Origin of the sequence: Nocardia sp. CA-135953 (assembly GCF_050955735.1) — a bacterium.
Lineage (GTDB): Bacteria > Actinomycetota > Actinomycetes > Mycobacteriales > Mycobacteriaceae > Nocardia.
The window spans coordinates 5,668,452-5,684,866 of the sequence record NZ_CP192082.1; the positions used below are offsets into that span (position 1 = coordinate 5,668,452).

Consider the following 16,415-nt stretch of genomic DNA (forward strand, 5'->3'; position numbering starts at 1 on the left):
CTGTCCTCCCCTATGCCGCCACCGGTAGTTGCTTAAGGTTTTCGTCGCCTGGTGGCCCCGCAGCCGAGAGCATCTGTGCTTGCTGGTACTGGGCGCGTTGCTGCATTTTTTGCGTCATCAGCTGCATGACCATTGCGGCTCGAGTCGGGACGTTGGGGTCACCGGGTTTGGCCGGGGTCACCTTCACGTCCTCGGCATCCCAGCGTTGTTCCATGCCCGCTCCGGCGAGCAGTTGCTTAACGTGTTCGCGTCGTTCGTTCGCGTGGTCTTGCTGGGTCTTGCCCGTCCAGAGCGTGGAGACCATGTACTTGTTCCCGGGCACGCCCAGGTGGTCACGCTTGTGTGCCTTGCCCCGGCACTTGCCCGGAATCGTCTTCTCGCTGGCCCCATTGGGGACGATGCCGTAGCGCAGCCACACCGGGCAGTTCTCCGAGCACGGGGTGCGCTGTAGCTCGGCGTGAAGGCGGCTGTAGTGTGCCGCGGTGCGCTTGTTCGGCGGCTCCAGGATCTCGGCCGTCGACTTGGTGAGGTACTTCGCGATGTAGCCGATCGCGGCATCAGCCTCCGGAGAGTCCTTCATGATGCCCTTCATCGACTGGCGCGGCATCCGCGTGCCGAACCGGATCGTGTGCGCAGGCTCGCGATCATCGCAGGTGTCCATGACGTCCTGGGCTTCCTCGAACCCGATCAACGGGACCTTGGTGTCCGGGTCAACGAAGGTGCCCGCCCGGTAGTCCCACACCGGCATACGGCCCTCGCTGTACTGCTCGAACTCCGGACCGAAGTGCGGCCACCAGATGTGCTTGTAGATGGCGGCCGTGACCTGGCGCAGGATGCTGCGAGAAACCCGAGTGCGCAGCAGCACATGCAGGTGCGGGGCCCCGCGCTTCTGCGGTTCCACCACGCCGAAGTACTGGATCTTGTAACCCAGCACGCGGCGGAGCTCTTGGAACCAGCGGTTCACCAACCCGGTGAAGTGAACGATGTCGCGTGCCGCTTGGGCGTAGTCGTAGCTGTCGGGATCGATCGGTGAGCCGTCGCCGCAGACTTCGCCCTTCTTGTTCACCGCGCCGTCCTGATGGATGCGGCCGTAGCTGGGCAAGGTGAGCGTGACGAACATCGACATGCGGTAGCGGCCCAGCACCGCCTCATCGATCGTGCGGCCAGTGACCTTGAGCCGGGGAAGATCCGGCATGTCATCACGGCGTCGAGTCGAGCGCTTGCGCCGCTTCTTCGGCATCTGCTCCAGCGGCGGGAACATCTTGCGGGCACCGGTTTCGCGGAGCTCCTTGTCCAGATCCTCCACGATCTCGCGGATACTGGCCATCAGTTCCCGGTCGTCGTCTTCCTTGGCCGCTTGGTAGTCCATGAACATCCGCGACCGGGCATCGACCAGCGCTATCTGTTCAGCGGTGACCGGGTCTTTCTCCCGTACCGGTTCGTGGTCGAGGTGCCAGCCCTCATGGATCTGACCAACCCGGATGGCGCGCTTGCGTTTCGCGCAGGCAGGGCAGACTGATTCCAGGGTGTTGCCACACGCGGCACCGACCGGTCGACGCTCCCCCGTCTTCTGATTGACCGCCCACATCGGGACCGGGCGGCGACACGAACCCCACTTGTCTGCTGCCGCCTCAGCCATCGCCAGCCAATCCGGAGCCGCAGCACGATCCTCGGCCGTCGCATGGAAGGTCAACCCCGCCAGGTTCGGCTTCGTGACGCCTGTATCCGGGCCCGCGCTGGTGTGAAGGTCGGTCATGCTGCCTCACTTGCCCGCGCGATCGGGGCCCCGGAGACGCAGCCATACGGTGAGCAGCCGGATTCGTCGCCGTCGTCGGGTTCGAGGTCGTCGAATAGATCGAGTTGGCGGTCTTTCCATTCGGTGCGGGTGATGTGGTCGATCGGTGCGAGATCCAAAGGGACACAGGAGCGGTGCAGGAACGCTTCACCGGTCAGCGGGTCCGCGCTGGCACCGCCCTTGCGGATGGCGTGATCGAAGGCGACCGCATCGGCCCATTCGGTTGGCCGGTTGTCGCGCATATCCCGCCAGTAGTCGTTGCGGTGGTGCGGGCAGCCGATGCAGGAGGACTTCACTGTGTGCCCCCATCCGCTACGACGCAGGTAGCGTTCGCAGTCCTTGCGGGACATGCCGAGTTCGAGCAGCGGGAACCGTTTGATCGTGTACTTGTTCTCGCGGCGGTCGTTCACCCGCTGAATCTCGTCGGTAGAGAACCCGATCCACTGTTCAGCGACCCTGCCCGCAGGGACGCGCCGATAGTTCGGTGCCGGGGCCCCGAGCAGGATCCGGACCGCGCGGTTGATGGGGCGGATCTTGTACTGGTAGGTGCACTGGCGGCGGCCGATGCCTTCGCGTTCACGGCGTGTGGCTGGCCGGTCCCGATATCCGACGATCACCTCATGGCCGTTATCGTCGGTTTCGGTGATCTCCTCGCGCACCATCGTTCCCTCGGGAGCGAGGGTGAAGTACGGGATGGAGACGAATCGTTTCTGCGGGTCCAAGGAGTCCTTGCGCAGGTGGCCATTGCCGACCTGATGCAGTGGAATTCCAGCGGTAGCGAATTCGGCCTCCAGACGTCGCACCTGGTCGTAGACGGCTGGAGGTTCCCATCCGGTGTCGGCGAAGATCGCACCATCCAAGCCGGATAGTTCCCCACGGCAGGCCATCAACGCGAGGGTGGTGGATTGGACACCGGCACCCAACGACAGCAGCCGTAACGTCGGTGTGCTCATGCCGCGTTCCCCTTACCCCAACGGTGGTCGCCATTGATGCCAGGCAGGGCAATGGGTTCGGCGAGTGAATCACGCTGGCGGAAAACCAATTCCACCGTTCCCGGGCCGACGATGGCCGCGCGGCATTCCGGGGCCCCGAACGCGTGGGCCAGGTGTTCGACCCGGTTCTCCCAGTCGGCGGGACAGTGGCCTTCCAGCATCCGCACCCGCAGCCGATCGACCGATTCGCCGATCTCCACACTGCGCAGCGGTGGAACGAGGGTGTGCTCACCCCGTTCGATACTCAGCCCACAAGCGGTCATCAGCCGAATCCAGCGCCGCCGATACCGGAACCAGGTCAGGAACCGGCGACGTGCCCGTCGAGATACCCACCGCTCGAAGGTCTCCGGACGCTTCGCACGCCAGAGCACCATCCCTGCGATGAACACCCCGACCACCACGACACCCACCGGCCAACCAAAGAAGAGGCCGGCCGCGACCGCCAACCCCAACGGGATCGAGATCATCGGGAACAACACCGCCCACCACACCGCCACACCAGCGGCGATGAACGCCCACCACACCGTGTTCAAGACCGCGAGCCCGATCAGGTCCATCGGGTCACGCTGGTCGCGCTTACTGGTCGTTGTGGTCATGGTCTTCTTCTTTCGGGTCGAACAGGCTCAGTTGGCCTCGACACGGCGCATGGAGCTCCAAATTGGGGCGCTTGCGCCGGATGCTGGCCGCCGCGGCGGCAACGATCGGATTCACCTGCGGTGCAGTGGTTTTCGGTTTGCTGGTCATGCGGCCCAACCTCCGTCGTCCAGGCTGGAGTCCCAGCCGGGAGCGTCACCGGTTTCCACCAGCAGCCGCACGGCGATATCGATCGGGTCCAGGCCGGAGCGCTCCAGGTGGCAGCGGCGGCGGGAGCGGATGTCGATCACGGCATCGGAGTCATCGCGGCGGGTGTTTTTCTCGGTCATGGCAGGGCCTCGATTTCAGGGATGCCGCACACGGTGCAGGTGCGGGAGCGAGTGGAGATGCCCAGCAGCCGTGTCACGGTCTGCCAGGTGTCGGGGTAGCTGTGGCCGTGTTCTTCGCAGCGGGCAGCGGCAAGGCAGCCGTCGCAGATGACCTTGTCGCCGTCGTAGAGCCACCCCACGCCAGCGGAACGGGCGTTGAGGTAGTTCACGGCCTGGTGCACGGAGGTGAAGCAGATGCCCTCTGTGCCGTTTTCGGAGTAGATGTCGCCGCAGCGGTCGCAGTAGATGACCACGTGTACCTCGTGAACGAATCCGGTTTTCATGCCGCCACCGACCCTTCGTCGCCGAGGTCATCAGGATCGAAACCGCTGTAATCCTCAGTAGGACCAGTGATTTCCGGAGCAGGCGAGTAGGTGTCGACAATGCGGTCGATCTCCTCATCGGAAACCCAGAACGCGCGGACCCGCACGAATCCTGTGGTGCCGTCCTCACCGACGAAGCCGACACCGGGAGTGTGCTCGGAGATCTTGTCGCACAACGCGCCCCGATCCTTCGCGCCCTGACCGTGGACCATGGCCGTTTGAGTCGGCTCGTCCAGTCGCAACCCGATCCGTACCGGGAACAACTGCCGGTTCGGCATCGTCTCCTTCGACGGGTCCTGCAACGCAGCAACGACTGACACCGCAGCCGCACGCCCTTGGGACAGCAGCAGACCAGTCAGGCGCCGGAACTCCTGCTGCTCTTCACGTTCGGCATAAGACGACAGAGACGCGGCTTCATCGATGATGATCAGGATCAACGGTTCATCGGTGCTGGGGACGAGCTTGCGGATACCAGCAGCGCGCATCCGCGCCAGGCGTTCACGCATCTCGTGGACGGCTTCGCGCAGCATCGTGAGGATGGTGGTGGTGTCGGTCGCGAACCGGGTGAACAGCCGATCTTCACCACGCCCGAACTCCGCACCGCCTTTCGGGTCGGCCAGCCGAACATCCACCACGCCATCACGGATCGCCGGACCGATACCGGCCAGGACCGACCACAGCACCGAACCCTTACCCGAACCGGTGGCACCGGCGAGCAGGATGTGCCCGTAGAGCACCCGCAACCGCCAGGTGTCGAAATCCTCGGTGACCCCGACCGGGACCGCCTCCAGGTCCACACCGTTGTGAACCACATCCGACGCCGTTGTCGGGGCAGCGAGGGTGTCATACGCCCTCACCTGGAGACGGACCCAGCTGGGTTCAGGTGAGAGCGCCCTCACCTGCGGGACTTGCAGATAGGTAGCGAACTGGTTCAACGTCTCTTCGTCGTTCCAGTCCGACAGCGACTGACCACCGAGCATCATCACGTCCACATCCAGGCCGTGACGGCTGTAGGCGTAGCCCTCGAAATACGGGAACCCACCCTCAACAGAGCCGAGCCCCAGGGATGCGAACATGATGTTGGTCTGAGCCGGATCAGCCAGAATCGAGACAGCCGTACGCAACTCCTCAGGAGCATCAGCGGCGATATCGGCAGCGGTAACCGGGCGGGGCCCCGCACCGAGATGGCGCATCCACACCAGACCACCCGCAGCCGCGATCGAGCCACCAGTGACCAGCAAGCTTGTCAGCGACATCACGCCACCCCCCGCAGCGGCTCGAACGCCAAAGCCACCGAATGCTCAGCCAGCACATTCGGCAAGACGTGGGAGAGCACACGAGCATCCGCGACGCTCAGCCGTACCTCAGCACCGCCCACCAGGAACGACACCGCAGCATCGGACTCAACAGGCTGGAAGCGTTTCGCAGGAACGTATTTCACGTTGCGCAGACGACCCGATACCAGGCTGGAGTTGGGAACGGAACTAGTCATCACGCCGCCGCCTTCACCAGGTCGACGCGAGACGCGGCAGCTTCGAGGGCATCGGCGATACCGGCGTCGAGCAGACCACGAAGTCCTCGCGCCTGCTCCACCGACAGATGCATTCCGCAGTAATCGCCGAGGCGCACGATGATCTTGCCGTCGAAGTAGACCACTGTGAACGACACACCATGGTGAGCCATGGTCACCAGCACGTCATCATCGCGACCGGTTGTGTGACGCGGGTAGAACTTTGCAGACATCAGAGACCCCCAACAGGGACAGCGATCGGCAGCATGGTCTGAGCCGGTCGCGGGGAACGAATGGACTGCACCGGAGCCACCGAAGTCAGCGGACGAGACTCAACCGCCGCAGTAGCAGGTGCGGAAGTAGACGCGTAGTTCGCCGCAGTGCGAGGCGAAACACCCAGAGCCTTACCGATTTGGGTGTAGGACTTACCGTCAGCCCGCATAGCCACAGCACGAGCGACCGTCGCCGGATCACGCCGAGGCCGACGCTTCTTGGGAACCGACACCGGGACAGGTGCAGGAGTCGGAACCGCATCGGCCCGTACTTCCTCAACTTGTTCAAGCTCGACGGCCGGAACTGGCTCAGCTTCCGGAACCGACTGCCGTTGTGCCGCACGGAACAACACGACCAACCCGTGTGTGTCCACCAGCAGCGAGATAGGAGCCACAGCAGCCACCAGCGCTGATGCCCACCACGGAAGTTCACGACCAGCAGCGACCGCGTGCAGGGAGTTACCGACCACCGAGACCGCCGCCCCGACCATCAACACCCACGTAAACCAGCGCCGCTCAGGGCTTTTCGCGAGAACCACCGCCCCCAGCGTCGCCAGGACGATGGTGCCGTCCACGATCACCGGGAACAGCCACGCATCCTTGGCCGGGATATGGGCGAGGACCGCGAGGTCCCGCAGGGTAGCGAAGGACAGGCGGAAAGCCGCAGCCCCGACACCAGCAATGATGATGACGGCGGACCAGCGCACCACACGCATCCCCACCGACTGATCCGCCGCTTTCATCACGCCGCCTTGGACTGACGCGAAGCGCCCGGATCAGCCGGAGCCTGCTTCGAACCCGACGTGTCGCCCTTGATGCCGGTCGCGCGAATGTTCCAGCCGATCGACTTGAACTCCCCCGAACCCACGATCTTCGGCTTGATCTGCAAGCCCTCCAACTCGATCGGAGTCATCCCCGGAACGATCTCCGCAGCAGCAGGAACCGGCTGCACATCCGAAACGAAAACGACTTCGAAGCTGGCCTGCTTCGCGTTCGGCGCGGTCGGATCAGTGACCGTCGCCTTCCACAGCCGCTTACCGGTGCCGTTCCCATCGCGATCCAGATCGACCCTCTGAATCACCGGGGCGTTCCGATCCTTCTGGAACTCCGTCACCGGCTGGACGTTGCCGAGCAGGTACAACCCCTTCTCGAACGCCAAATGAAACACCGGCTCCAACCACACATCCTTCAAAGCCATTGCCGTATCTCCTTCTCTCGATCACACTCACGTACTAGTACGCCGTATTCACATGCTAACACGCGAGTGCGTTCACGCACCAGTATGTACTAGTACGTGATTTCGAAGACGTTCAAGATCGACTAAATCCCCAGGTGATAGGCTTGTACATCAGCTAGTACGTACACAACAGGAGGTCGTATCCGATGTCGCCGACCGTGAATCGGCCAGCTCCCCCCTACCTCCAAATTGCCGAGCACTTTCGGAAGTTGATCAAGAACGGCGAGTTGGCCGAAGGAACCAAACTGCCAACTGTGGCCGAACTCGCGACAGGGTGGGGAGTGGCTGCCGGTACTGCCGCCAAAGCCATCACCCAACTCCGCACCGAGGGGTATGTCACCAGCAGCAATCAAGGCACTTTCGTCTCAATTGCGCACAAACAGACAACCGGTCCAGATCGTCTGCAAATGCTTCGCGCAACTGGAAACGGTTATCGCCCTGGCGAATCTGTCGAGGTAATCAGCTCCGAACTAACCGAAGCGAGCGCTGAAGTCGCCACAGGCCTTGACGTCTCGGAAGGATCATCCATCGTGCAACGACGACGGGTCTACCGAGACGACCTCGGTATCGTCACTGTTTCGACATCGTGGTTACCTGGCGAGTTCGCCGAGTCCGCTCCCGAGCTGTTGTCGACCGACCCGCTGCCCAAAATGACATTCGGACTGATCGAGGAACGAACCGGACGACGCGCTGTCATTCGCCGAGACGTAGTCGCCATCCGGACGGCACCGGCCGACATCGCTTCGATACTCGGCGTTGAGGTCGACTCGCCCTGCCTGACCATGACCAACCTCTATTGGGACCAAGACGGCCAACTCACCGAGTATGCCGTTGACTACCTTGGCCCCGGCCGCGAACTCAGCGCCGAGTACGCGCTGGACTAAGACAAGTTGCCAGACACGAAAACGGCTGGGAACCTCCATCACTCGTCCGTCGATTGGAGCGTCCCAGCCGTTTTCGTGTCTTCGCATCGACATCGTTGCGCAGTACTTGCTTAATTCGGCTATATAAACCCAAGAGCGGCGGCGGCCTAGTGGCCGCCGCCGCCGCGCTTCGACACGCAACGCGATTCCCTGAACGGCGGTCACCGCGGCGCGTCGGCGCGTCGGCGGCAGCCACTAGGCCGAAACCGCATACGACTCTGACCAGCCCATTGCCACGCCCCTACTGTCAGGCCGACAGTTCCACTCGCTCTGGCAGCTCAATAGCTCGCGCTTTCGCCTCTCGACGAGTACCCGGATCGATCGACCAGATGACGTCCACCCTGCAACCAGGCAGGTGCCGCCTGATCGAATCCAGCACCTTCGCTACGAGCTTCACTAGATCGTCCTCGGCCTCGGAAACCGGAGTATCAAACTCCCATCCGTCCGGGTCTTCGTCGTCCTCGTCCACGACATCGACCGGCGTGAACCCCTCGCAATATCCACTCCAGTAGCCCCCGAATAGGCCCTCCACCGCCGGGACCCACTCCAGGTCCACGTCCACCCGCGCCTTCTCCGGTAGATCGCGCTGGGAGGGTGAAGACACAGATGGAGGCGGGGAAGAGGCAGGGCCAGGACGAATGCGGGCCTTCTGCTCTGCACGTTCACGCGCACGGCGCTGCTGACGAGACTCGGTCATCACTCGATGGTCCCCCGAAACCAATTGCCGAACAACCATTTCCAGCATTCCGGAGAAGTCACCAGGCCCTGCATCACGCCTAAAGAACCACGTCTCGGCTTGGGTTCCCGCCTCCTCATGGCCCCATGATCTGACTTCAGTCCGGGTGAGTAAAGGGCGCTTCGCGTCGCTACGCGATGCCTACGGCACCCTTGACTAACCCTCCCTCAGCACAGGACGGCCAGTATGAGGAAGCGGGGGACTAGCTAGCCCACAATCAGCCCCGAGGACTTGACCACCAAGAAGTCATAGGTCCAGGAGTCTTGAGTAGAACCATCGATTTTCACACGCCAGCGATAGATCTGACCTGCGGTAAGAGGAAGTCCTGTCGCAAAGTTCAGGACGATCTGACTCCTCGGCCGTAGTCCTGCTTCTGCCGGTCGTAGAACCTCAGCTGCGCCAACCCGTACGTATCGAGGTGCGTCGACAGGGTTCGGTGGACCGGGCAACTCCACGATCGCGCCGGTGTCATCTTCAAGCAGCAACTCGATCGCAGGACTGTGACCGCCGAACTTGCTATCGAAACTGATCCAGGCGACGACAGTAAACGGAACAGTTACCCCTACGTTGAAGTCGTACCCCACGAGAGATATCGATCCGCCGACCATGTTGATCTTTTGCCCCTGGTCCACCGCAGCGTAGTCGGCGAGCGTCATAGAGACGTGAGCCGTATCGGCAGCCTCGCTCACCGCGTGTGTGCCTGTTCGGCCGCACTCGCCATGCCAGCGGCTGATGTCGCAGGATGCCCATGATGGCTGCCCAACCCGCTAGCTGGCCGCCCGATCGCGATCTCCCGTAACCAAGACTCGAACTGACCGGGACTCGGCGCAACATCTTCATGCAGGTTGCGCCAGTCAACCGCCACGTAAACGATTCGGTCTGCCTGGCTTATCGCTGTCACACAGCCTCTGCCCACAACGTTCGACTCCGGTTCGCGGACCGCCACCTCTTGGCCCTCGCGAGGGAAGTCACCGCGGACATCCTCAAACCCGGAGTACGTCTCATTGTTCGCAACCCTCACATTCGGATCGATGTAAATCTCAGTCGCCATTCTCATCTCTCCATGCGCTCGAACGGTTCGACGAACCGCTTCGCGTCCTCCAAGGTGGGCGGATCTCCGAGTATGACCGAAAAATGGGCTTCCGGCTCCCCATCGTACCCATCCTTGACAAACTTGAATCCTCGCTCCATCAGCTCTAGCGCAGTAGTGCAAACCCAGTACCGGTTGTTGTTCGCGGCACCGAGCCCATTCTGGACGGTGATGTCGAGGATTCGATCACGGAGTTCCGACTCCGTCTCGCCCTCCTCCTGAACACCACACCACACCGAGACGGCATGATGGCCGCCTTCTGAACGCCGAGCATCCAGGGCTGCGCGCTTAATGAGTGACTCGGGTTCCATGGGTCGGAACCGAATGACAAGCGCTTTCGGGTCGACCTCCGGCACACGAGCAGTCTAGGTCTCCCCAAGAACGGGAGCGAGGGCAAGTAGACGATTCTCCTTTCGGTCCGAGCCCCCAGGCCGTCTACAGGCCGTCAGAGGCCCACCAGAGTCACCTCCCCGCACCCATCAACACCCGAGATCACCTGCCGTTGAGCAGGATTCGAAACCATCGGCCGACCTGGGCTTATGTGATGCCGTTCATTTGGTAGATGAACTCAGCCATACAGGGAAGCCTATCGGTGTGGGTATGGATGGAATGCAGCAGAGCCACCACTGTCGCCGGGGGGATACGGCCTGCGGTCAAGCGTCGACGGGCTCGGTATCTGCAAGCCGGGGCGGTGCCGAAGTCACGGACGTCGCGTCCTCCCCCGGTTCCTCCCCATCGACGCGTGCACGGTCATCAGCGCTGGATCGGTCACAACTATTCCGTGCCAGGGTACTGGGTCCCGACGCCGCGCCCGAAACCGCGCGCCGGACCACCTGTGCGGTGCAGCGGGACAGGTCGGGCCCGATCGAGGTGGCGCGCATCTCGACATCGCGCCGCTCGACGCCATCCCTGGCCCGGTACTCGTGGGTGCGCAGCTGCCCGTAGGCGATGACCGGATCGCCGCGCCGCAACGAGGCGTCGACACCGACCACCAGACGACGCCAGCAGCTGACGGTGAGGTAGAGGGTCCCGCTGTCGACCCATTCACCCGTCTCCGGATTGAACCGCCGGGAATTACTCGCCATCCGGAAGCTCACCACCTGCTCACCATTGGTGAGATCGCGCTTGACCGGATGGGTCACCACGGTCCCGATCACGGTAACCATCGATTCATACATCATTCCGCCCCTTTACATTTCGATCCGTCCGGCTCCCGGGTACCTCACCGAGATGCCCTTTCAGCCTGACGGCTCCGCACCCCCTCCGGCCGACCCGATTCCCGAATGTGGACAACCTCGCCACATGTGGACAGTCGCCGCTTCAACAATCCCCGCGCGAGTTAAAGCACCGCCAGATCGGTATTGGCGCCACACAGCACGATCACCGGCCGCTCACCCTCGGCAGGCACATACGCACCGCTCTGCACGGCGGCCAATGCCGTCGCCCCGGCAAGTTCCACCACGATACGGAACTCGCGCCACAGATATTCGCGAGCGTTCGTGATGGCGTCATCGGTCACCAGCAGCGACCGGACTTCATAGCGTCGCGCGACATCCAGCGCGATATCCCCGATTCGATTGGCGCCCAAGGAATCCGCCGCGATGCTGCGGACGTTCACATCCACCGGACGGTCCGCCCGCAGCGCGGCGTTCAGTGCCGGAATGCCCTCCGGTTCGACGCCGACCACCTGCTGGCGCCGCCCCAATGCCGCCGCGATCCCGGCGACCAACCCGCCCCCACCGACCGAGACCAGCACCGGCGGCCGCCCGCGCACCTGCTCCTCCAATTCCAGCCCGACGACACCCGCGCCGGCGACCACGGCAGGCAGGTCGTATGCGTGCAGCTGCAGCGCCCCCCGCTCTTCGGCGAGTTCGGTCGCGTACCTGTAGGCCTCCGCGTAAGTCGTTCCGTGCCACAGCACTTCGGCGCCGTAGGACCACATCGCGGCCACCTTGGTATGCGGCGCCGACTCCGGAACCACCACCGTGCACGTCTTGCTGAGACGAGCCGCGGCCAGAGCGGCCGCGATCCCGGCGTTCCCACCGGAGGCGATGACCACGTGATCGACCTGAGCCGAGGACTCCAGCAGTGCGTTGAAGCTGCCGCGCACCTTGAATGTCCCACCGTGCTGCAGGTACTCGAGTTTCAGTGTGACCGGAACCGGCCCGGTCGGTCCGATGATCGAGGTATGGAATACCGGCGTCTTGCGCACCTGGCCGGCCAGCCGTCTGCGGGCCGCCCGCACGTCGGATCGATATACCCGTCGGGCGTGCCTGTCCTCGACCACCGCGGTACTCCGCTCACTCACGCTTGCACCTCGATGGGAGCTCAATGACGTATTCCTCGATCACGTTTGGCCAGCTCGGCGAACATGGCATTGTGGGCGGCCAGCTCCGCGTCGTGATCGCGATCGGCGGCCCGGTCGGTCCGTTTCGCGAGTTTCGCATCGCTGCGCGACCACTGGATGAGCAGCGCCAACATCACCACGACCAACGGCACCTCACCGCTGGCCCACGCCAGGCTACCGCCGGTGCGCTGATCACCGAGCAGGTCACTGTTCCAGCCGAGGGCAAGGCTGCGGAAGAACCATCCGCCCATCACGGTGGTCATGCTCATCAGCGCGATGCCGAAGAAGGCGTGGAAGGGCAGGGATCCGAACACCATGCCCAGCTTGGTCAGCGGCTGCACCTGGCGCGGCTTGGGGTCGATGCCGATGACCACCCAATAGAACAGATAGCCGCTGAGCAGGAAATGCAGATTCATCATCAGATGCGCCGCGTGCGAGTCGACGAACGAGTCGTAGATACCGCCCATATACAGGGCGTAGAACCCGCCGACGAAGATCACCGACGCGACGATCGGATGGGTCAGAAAACGCGAGACCGGATTGTGCACCGCGGCAAGAATCCACTCCCGCGGCCCGGGGACGCCGCCGCGCCGCGCCGCAGGCAACGCCCGCAGCGCCAGGGTGACCGCACCGCCGAGCGCGAACAGAATCGGCGCAAGCATCGATAGCGCCATGTGCTGTCCCATGTGCACGCTGAAGACTGCGGGCGAGTACCGCCCGACCCCCGACGAGGTGGCGAAAAGCATGATTGCGCAGGCCGACAACCACGCGATGGTCCGCCCGACCGGCCAGGCATCGCCCCGGGCGCGCAACCGCCACACCCCTAGCAGATACAGCACGGCGAGCACGATGGCCAGCGTGCCGAAGATCAAATCGAAGCGCCAGTCGAACAGTATTCGCGAGGCCGCCGGCGGACCGTCGAGGTTGTATCCGAGTTCCACCTCGGCCGGTGTCGGCACACTGGTCGGCGGCGGTGGCGGCGTCCGCCCCAACCCGACTGCCAGGCCCATCGTGGCCGCGAAGATCAGCACCTCCAGCCCACCGAATCGGATGAGCGCGGCGCGGTCACGCGGATTCGCCACGAGCGCGGGGAGGCTGGCGCGGCGCTGCAGATATCCGAACACGCCGAGCACTGCGAGTGCGCAGGCCTTGGCGATCACGAGTCGGCCATAGGTGGTGGTGAACAGGTCGCTCCACGGCACGCGTACCCAGGAATTGATCACACCGCTGACGCCGATCACGACGAAGGCGATGGTGGCGGCGAGCGAGAACCGCTTGGCCGCGACATCGGTGTGCGTGCCGCCGCGCAGCGCATGCGCGAGCACCGCGAACAATCCGCCGACCCAGACCGCTGCCGAAACCAGGTGCAGGATCAGACTGTTCGTGGCTAAATCGTGCGCGCCTCCCGCGGAGGAATGCCCGGTCAGGGCCAGCGGCATCATGGTCACGATCGCGCCGCCGAACAGCACCGGGGTCCAGCCCCAACGCAGTGCGAGTCGGCAACCCACCGCGACGATCAGCGCGAACACCACCGTCGTGCGCCACGCCTGAGCCAGCTCCACTTGGTCGATCGCGCGCCACAGCTGCTCCGGCCGCCAGATCTGCCCGAACGGCTGCCCGGTGGTGTCCGACACCGTCAGCGGTATGAGGAGTGCTGCACAACACGCCCAGGTCAACGCGAAGTTCGAGGCGCGCCGCACCGCCCGATATCCGCCGAGATCGAGCAGCCCATCGGCTTGCGGCGGCACCAGGAATGCGGCGAGCAGCAGCGAGCCGACGGTCAGCGCGGCGGACAGATCGGCGAGTGCGCGCACCGCGGGCAAGCCGTAGGTGGTCAGCGGTCCCGGATCGGGAATGCCGAGCAGACTCAGCGCCTGCGCCGCCGACAGTCCGACGATCATCGCGGCGACCACCGCAGCGATGGCACCGGCCAGCGCCGTCAATGTCGCGAAGGTCGCCCCGGAGCCCGGCTTACCCGTTTCGAGCTCGGGTGTGACGGACAGGTCCTGCGGTGACGACATGGCACTGAGCGTAGTCGGCCATCGATGCGTGGCCCGGCGGGGTTTGGGCCGATATGGTGGCTAACGGATCGGAGGTGCGATGTCGATCATGCCGCGACTCGCTCGGCCCGCACACCGTAGGTGGCTGAAATATTGCTGAGGCTAAGAATCTAGCCTTCTGGACGGTCGCTATACTTGGCGCGCTGGACAGCACGGCCAATGTCGGCCATGGTGGAACCCACTGCCTCCGTAGCTCAGTTGGATAGAGCAAGGGCCTTCTAATCCCTAGGTCGCAGGTTCGATTCCTGCCGGGGGCGCCACGCAGCCGTCCGCTCGCGTTTATGCGGGCAGACGGGTGCCGCGCACGTCGTCTCAACCTCTGTCGACCGTCCGCGGATCCAAGTGCGGGGGCTCGTCCCTCAGTCACACCAAGGAACTCACCGATTCAGTTGTCACGTCTGTGACCGATTTCCCGTCCGAATAGCCCGAAGTATGCAGAGGTCACGGCCTGCCGTGGGATAAGTACCACGCCAGAGCGCCCCCTAAACGGGGTAAACCAGACTTCTTCAGCGACTCGCCGAGCCTCAGCCGGTGTGTCCGATGAGACGGTTCGGAGTCCGCCGCAATCCGGATGGCCTCGGCCGGGTTTCGGCGGCACATTGTGAACCAGCTCCCGACCAGTCCTTCCGGTCGAACACGGCGGCTCCGGCATCACGATCGCCCACGGTTGCGCCCGCGAGGTGTCGGCGCTCATCGATACGCTGTGAGCCGAGGTGAGTGCGGATCCGGACCGCTCATCGGCGTAGGTGCACCCGCTGTCGATATCCGAGCACTGGGCAACGTTACAGGACCTCCACTGTGAGATAGCAAACACCGCGACGGCGGCATATCCGGTGAACCAAATGGTTGCGGTCGCTCGTGGTACCGGGGACGAGATGCGGTGTGCACCTTGTCGAATTGCGACGAAGGGTTCGAAAGATGCGTTCAGCCAACCGTTTTCAGCGTGCCGCGGTGCCGGTCGCGGCCGCCGCTGTCGTGCTCGCGGGTCTGCTCAGTGCCTGTGGCGACGAGAAGGGCGCCCAATCGCCGGCCCAAACGTCCACTGCCGCGAGCGTGGCGCCCGTCGCGGGACAGGCGCCCACGGTAGCGAAAACGCAAGGCTGGTTGAAAATCTACGACGGCACGGCCCCAGCCGGAACCGCCAATGCGGTGCAACTCCGGGTGACCAGCAATCCTGCTGTCGGACAGTATGTTTCGGACGGAACCGGCCGATCGCTGTACCGCTTCGACAAGGATACGGCGAATCCGTCGGTATCCAACTGCGCCGGGCAGTGCGCCGTCACCTGGCCGCCGCTGACCGTGACCCGCGATCAAGTGCTCTATGCCGCTGGCGTCGATCCCCAACTCGTCGGATTCATCGAACGTGCCGACGGCTCCTGCCAGATCACCATCGGCGGCTGGCCGGTGTACTACTTCTCGAAAGACACCAAGCCCGGTGATCTGCTCGGCCAAGGTGTCGGCGGAACCTGGTTCGCGGTAGCGCCGAACGGCGGCAAGGCTCTGGGCAAGTGAGCACAGCAGCCCCGGAAGCCAGGGCCGCTATGCGATTTCAGCTGCTGCCCTGCCCGGTGGGGTGGCTGAACTGGCGCCACTCCTGATCCAAGCGAAGATGGCGGCGATGGTTCAGGGCCCAGGCGGTGCACCAGACGACTACTGCCGCGCCGCACCAGATTTCGAGTAGAACGGCGATACCGACACCGATACCGTGCACGGCGGCGGCACTGGACAGTTCGGGCGGGGTGGTCGGTGTTCCGTCCGGCCCCAGCCAGACGGGGGCGGGCTGGCCCGCTCCGGCGGCATCGGGGACACCGACGGTCGCGGTGCCGGACTTGCCGTCGTGGGTCCAGGAAACCTGTGCCTCGAAGTGATCGCGCACCGCCCCGCCGCGGTCCGCGACGGGTGCGGCGACCCGGGCGGGGGTTCCGATAATGGTCCCTGTCACAACGATTTTCGTCGCGTTTTCGGTGTGGATCCGTTCGGATGCCGAGCTATAGGCCGCGGTGCCCGCCGCCGCGGCGGCGGGCACGGCGCTCAGCAGCACCAGGACGGCCAGAATGCGGACGAACCCCTCCACCCGATCGGAGACCCGCATCAGCGGACTGGGATTCCAGGGCTGCATCCGCCAGCTCCGCACCGGCCATGTCGGCGACTCCGACACCTACATCACC

General features: G+C 64.0%; 20 protein-coding genes and 1 tRNA gene. 3 read left to right on the top strand and 18 right to left on the bottom strand.

Annotated features, from left to right (window positions below; all coding sequences use genetic code 11):
- Positions 1 to 10 precede the first annotated feature (10 nt).
- Genes ACQPXH_RS26130 through ACQPXH_RS26180 form a run of 11 tightly spaced genes read right to left on the bottom strand, consistent with a single transcriptional unit; the run spans position 11 to position 7,052 of the window.
- Complete coding sequence (locus ACQPXH_RS26130; protein ID WP_433599128.1) at positions 11 to 1,756, bottom strand: replication initiator; 1,746 nt, start codon at positions 1,754 to 1,756, stop codon at positions 11 to 13.
- The gene (locus tag ACQPXH_RS26135; RefSeq protein ID WP_433599129.1) at positions 1,753 to 2,748 is read right to left on the bottom strand and encodes a hypothetical protein; all 996 of its coding nucleotides are present in this window, start codon (positions 2,746 to 2,748) and stop codon (positions 1,753 to 1,755) included. The genes ACQPXH_RS26130 and ACQPXH_RS26135 overlap by 4 nt, the downstream gene beginning before the upstream one ends.
- On the bottom strand, positions 2,745 to 3,383 hold the full coding sequence (locus ACQPXH_RS26140; RefSeq protein ID WP_433599130.1) for a hypothetical protein: 639 nt from the start codon (positions 3,381 to 3,383) through the stop codon (positions 2,745 to 2,747). The genes ACQPXH_RS26135 and ACQPXH_RS26140 overlap by 4 nt, the downstream gene beginning before the upstream one ends.
- Positions 3,364 to 3,531 (bottom strand): hypothetical protein, encoded by a 168-nt coding sequence (locus tag ACQPXH_RS26145; RefSeq protein WP_433599131.1) that lies wholly within the window; start codon positions 3,529 to 3,531, stop codon positions 3,364 to 3,366. Before ACQPXH_RS26145 ends, ACQPXH_RS26140 begins: the two co-directional genes overlap by 20 nt.
- Entirely contained in the window at positions 3,528 to 3,710 is a 183-nt protein-coding gene (locus ACQPXH_RS26150) for a hypothetical protein (RefSeq protein WP_433599132.1), read from the bottom strand. The genes ACQPXH_RS26145 and ACQPXH_RS26150 overlap by 4 nt, the downstream gene beginning before the upstream one ends.
- Positions 3,707 to 4,033, bottom strand: a complete 327-nt coding sequence (locus ACQPXH_RS26155; protein ID WP_433599133.1) for a hypothetical protein — start codon at positions 4,031 to 4,033, stop codon at positions 3,707 to 3,709. The genes ACQPXH_RS26150 and ACQPXH_RS26155 overlap by 4 nt, the downstream gene beginning before the upstream one ends.
- Positions 4,030 to 5,328: an FtsK/SpoIIIE domain-containing protein gene (locus ACQPXH_RS26160; RefSeq protein ID WP_433599134.1), complete on the bottom strand. Its 1,299-nt coding sequence runs from the start codon at positions 5,326 to 5,328 to the stop codon at positions 4,030 to 4,032. The genes ACQPXH_RS26155 and ACQPXH_RS26160 overlap by 4 nt, the downstream gene beginning before the upstream one ends.
- Complete coding sequence (locus ACQPXH_RS26165; protein ID WP_433599135.1) at positions 5,328 to 5,564, bottom strand: hypothetical protein; 237 nt, start codon at positions 5,562 to 5,564, stop codon at positions 5,328 to 5,330. Before ACQPXH_RS26165 ends, ACQPXH_RS26160 begins: the two co-directional genes overlap by 1 nt.
- On the bottom strand, positions 5,564 to 5,815 hold the full coding sequence (locus tag ACQPXH_RS26170) for a hypothetical protein (RefSeq protein ID WP_433599136.1): 252 nt from the start codon (positions 5,813 to 5,815) through the stop codon (positions 5,564 to 5,566). Before ACQPXH_RS26170 ends, ACQPXH_RS26165 begins: the two co-directional genes overlap by 1 nt.
- Complete coding sequence (locus tag ACQPXH_RS26175; protein WP_433599137.1) at positions 5,815 to 6,597, bottom strand: DUF2637 domain-containing protein; 783 nt, start codon at positions 6,595 to 6,597, stop codon at positions 5,815 to 5,817. The genes ACQPXH_RS26170 and ACQPXH_RS26175 overlap by 1 nt, the downstream gene beginning before the upstream one ends.
- Positions 6,597 to 7,052 (bottom strand): hypothetical protein, encoded by a 456-nt coding sequence (locus ACQPXH_RS26180; protein WP_433599138.1) that lies wholly within the window; start codon positions 7,050 to 7,052, stop codon positions 6,597 to 6,599. The genes ACQPXH_RS26175 and ACQPXH_RS26180 overlap by 1 nt, the downstream gene beginning before the upstream one ends.
- 185 nt (positions 7,053 to 7,237) lie before the next feature.
- Here ACQPXH_RS26180 and ACQPXH_RS26185 point away from each other — a divergent pair, with 185 nt between their 5' ends.
- The gene (locus ACQPXH_RS26185) at positions 7,238 to 7,975 is read left to right on the top strand and encodes a GntR family transcriptional regulator (RefSeq protein ID WP_433599139.1); all 738 of its coding nucleotides are present in this window, start codon (positions 7,238 to 7,240) and stop codon (positions 7,973 to 7,975) included.
- Positions 7,976 to 8,261: 286 nt separating this feature from the next.
- Here the strand turns inward: ACQPXH_RS26185 and ACQPXH_RS26190 are convergent, their stop codons facing one another.
- The 6 genes from ACQPXH_RS26190 to ACQPXH_RS26215 form a co-directional block, all read right to left on the bottom strand.
- Positions 8,262 to 8,576, bottom strand: coding sequence for a hypothetical protein (locus ACQPXH_RS26190; RefSeq protein WP_433599140.1), 315 nt, complete (start codon positions 8,574 to 8,576; stop codon positions 8,262 to 8,264).
- Positions 8,577 to 8,956: 380 nt separating this feature from the next.
- Positions 8,957 to 9,439, bottom strand: coding sequence for a hypothetical protein (locus tag ACQPXH_RS26195; RefSeq protein ID WP_433599141.1), 483 nt, complete (start codon positions 9,437 to 9,439; stop codon positions 8,957 to 8,959).
- Between the two features lie 364 nt (positions 9,440 to 9,803).
- Complete coding sequence (locus ACQPXH_RS26200) at positions 9,804 to 10,196, bottom strand: hypothetical protein (protein WP_433599142.1); 393 nt, start codon at positions 10,194 to 10,196, stop codon at positions 9,804 to 9,806.
- 297 nt (positions 10,197 to 10,493) lie between these two features.
- Positions 10,494 to 11,006 (bottom strand): single-stranded DNA-binding protein, encoded by a 513-nt coding sequence (locus ACQPXH_RS26205; protein WP_433599143.1) that lies wholly within the window; start codon positions 11,004 to 11,006, stop codon positions 10,494 to 10,496.
- Positions 11,007 to 11,179: 173 nt separating this feature from the next.
- Positions 11,180 to 12,148 (bottom strand): threonine/serine dehydratase, encoded by a 969-nt coding sequence (locus ACQPXH_RS26210; protein ID WP_433599144.1) that lies wholly within the window; start codon positions 12,146 to 12,148, stop codon positions 11,180 to 11,182.
- Between the two features lie 20 nt (positions 12,149 to 12,168).
- A complete protein-coding gene (locus ACQPXH_RS26215; RefSeq protein WP_433599145.1) occupies positions 12,169 to 14,208 on the bottom strand; it encodes a cytochrome c oxidase assembly protein in 2,040 nt (679 codons plus the stop codon).
- Between the two features lie 222 nt (positions 14,209 to 14,430).
- Here ACQPXH_RS26215 and ACQPXH_RS26220 point away from each other — a divergent pair.
- Positions 14,431 to 14,507: transfer RNA gene (locus ACQPXH_RS26220), tRNA-Arg, on the top strand.
- 658 nt (positions 14,508 to 15,165) lie between these two features.
- Positions 15,166 to 15,759 (top strand): hypothetical protein, encoded by a 594-nt coding sequence (locus ACQPXH_RS26225; RefSeq protein ID WP_433599146.1) that lies wholly within the window; start codon positions 15,166 to 15,168, stop codon positions 15,757 to 15,759.
- A gap of 37 nt (positions 15,760 to 15,796) precedes the next feature.
- On the opposite strand, the gene ACQPXH_RS26230 is transcribed toward ACQPXH_RS26225, so the two are convergent.
- Entirely contained in the window at positions 15,797 to 16,405 is a 609-nt protein-coding gene (locus tag ACQPXH_RS26230) for an Rv1733c family protein (protein WP_433599147.1), read from the bottom strand.
- Positions 16,406 to 16,415: the final 10 nt, after the last annotated feature.

Bases quoted from the DNA above. Each gene is read 5' to 3' on its own strand.
- ACQPXH_RS26130 (WP_433599128.1), bottom strand. From the start codon at position 1,756: ATGACCGACCTTCACACCAGCGCGGGCCCGGATACAGGCGTCACGAAG.
- ACQPXH_RS26135 (WP_433599129.1), bottom strand. From the start codon at position 2,748: ATGAGCACACCGACGTTACGGCTGCTGTCGTTGGGTGCCGGTGTCCAA.
- ACQPXH_RS26140 (WP_433599130.1), bottom strand. From the start codon at position 3,383: ATGACCACAACGACCAGTAAGCGCGACCAGCGTGACCCGATGGACCTG.
- ACQPXH_RS26145 (WP_433599131.1), bottom strand. From the start codon at position 3,531: ATGACCAGCAAACCGAAAACCACTGCACCGCAGGTGAATCCGATCGTT.
- ACQPXH_RS26150 (WP_433599132.1), bottom strand. From the start codon at position 3,710: ATGACCGAGAAAAACACCCGCCGCGATGACTCCGATGCCGTGATCGAC.
- ACQPXH_RS26155 (WP_433599133.1), bottom strand. From the start codon at position 4,033: ATGAAAACCGGATTCGTTCACGAGGTACACGTGGTCATCTACTGCGAC.
- ACQPXH_RS26160 (WP_433599134.1), bottom strand. From the start codon at position 5,328: ATGTCGCTGACAAGCTTGCTGGTCACTGGTGGCTCGATCGCGGCTGCG.
- ACQPXH_RS26165 (WP_433599135.1), bottom strand. From the start codon at position 5,564: ATGACTAGTTCCGTTCCCAACTCCAGCCTGGTATCGGGTCGTCTGCGC.
- ACQPXH_RS26170 (WP_433599136.1), bottom strand. From the start codon at position 5,815: ATGTCTGCAAAGTTCTACCCGCGTCACACAACCGGTCGCGATGATGAC.
- ACQPXH_RS26175 (WP_433599137.1), bottom strand. From the start codon at position 6,597: ATGAAAGCGGCGGATCAGTCGGTGGGGATGCGTGTGGTGCGCTGGTCC.
- ACQPXH_RS26180 (WP_433599138.1), bottom strand. From the start codon at position 7,052: ATGGCTTTGAAGGATGTGTGGTTGGAGCCGGTGTTTCATTTGGCGTTC.
- ACQPXH_RS26185 (WP_433599139.1), top strand. From the start codon at position 7,238: ATGTCGCCGACCGTGAATCGGCCAGCTCCCCCCTACCTCCAAATTGCC.
- ACQPXH_RS26205 (WP_433599143.1), bottom strand. From the start codon at position 11,006: ATGGTTACCGTGATCGGGACCGTGGTGACCCATCCGGTCAAGCGCGAT.
- ACQPXH_RS26215 (WP_433599145.1), bottom strand. From the start codon at position 14,208: ATGTCGTCACCGCAGGACCTGTCCGTCACACCCGAGCTCGAAACGGGT.
- ACQPXH_RS26225 (WP_433599146.1), top strand. From the start codon at position 15,166: ATGCGTTCAGCCAACCGTTTTCAGCGTGCCGCGGTGCCGGTCGCGGCC.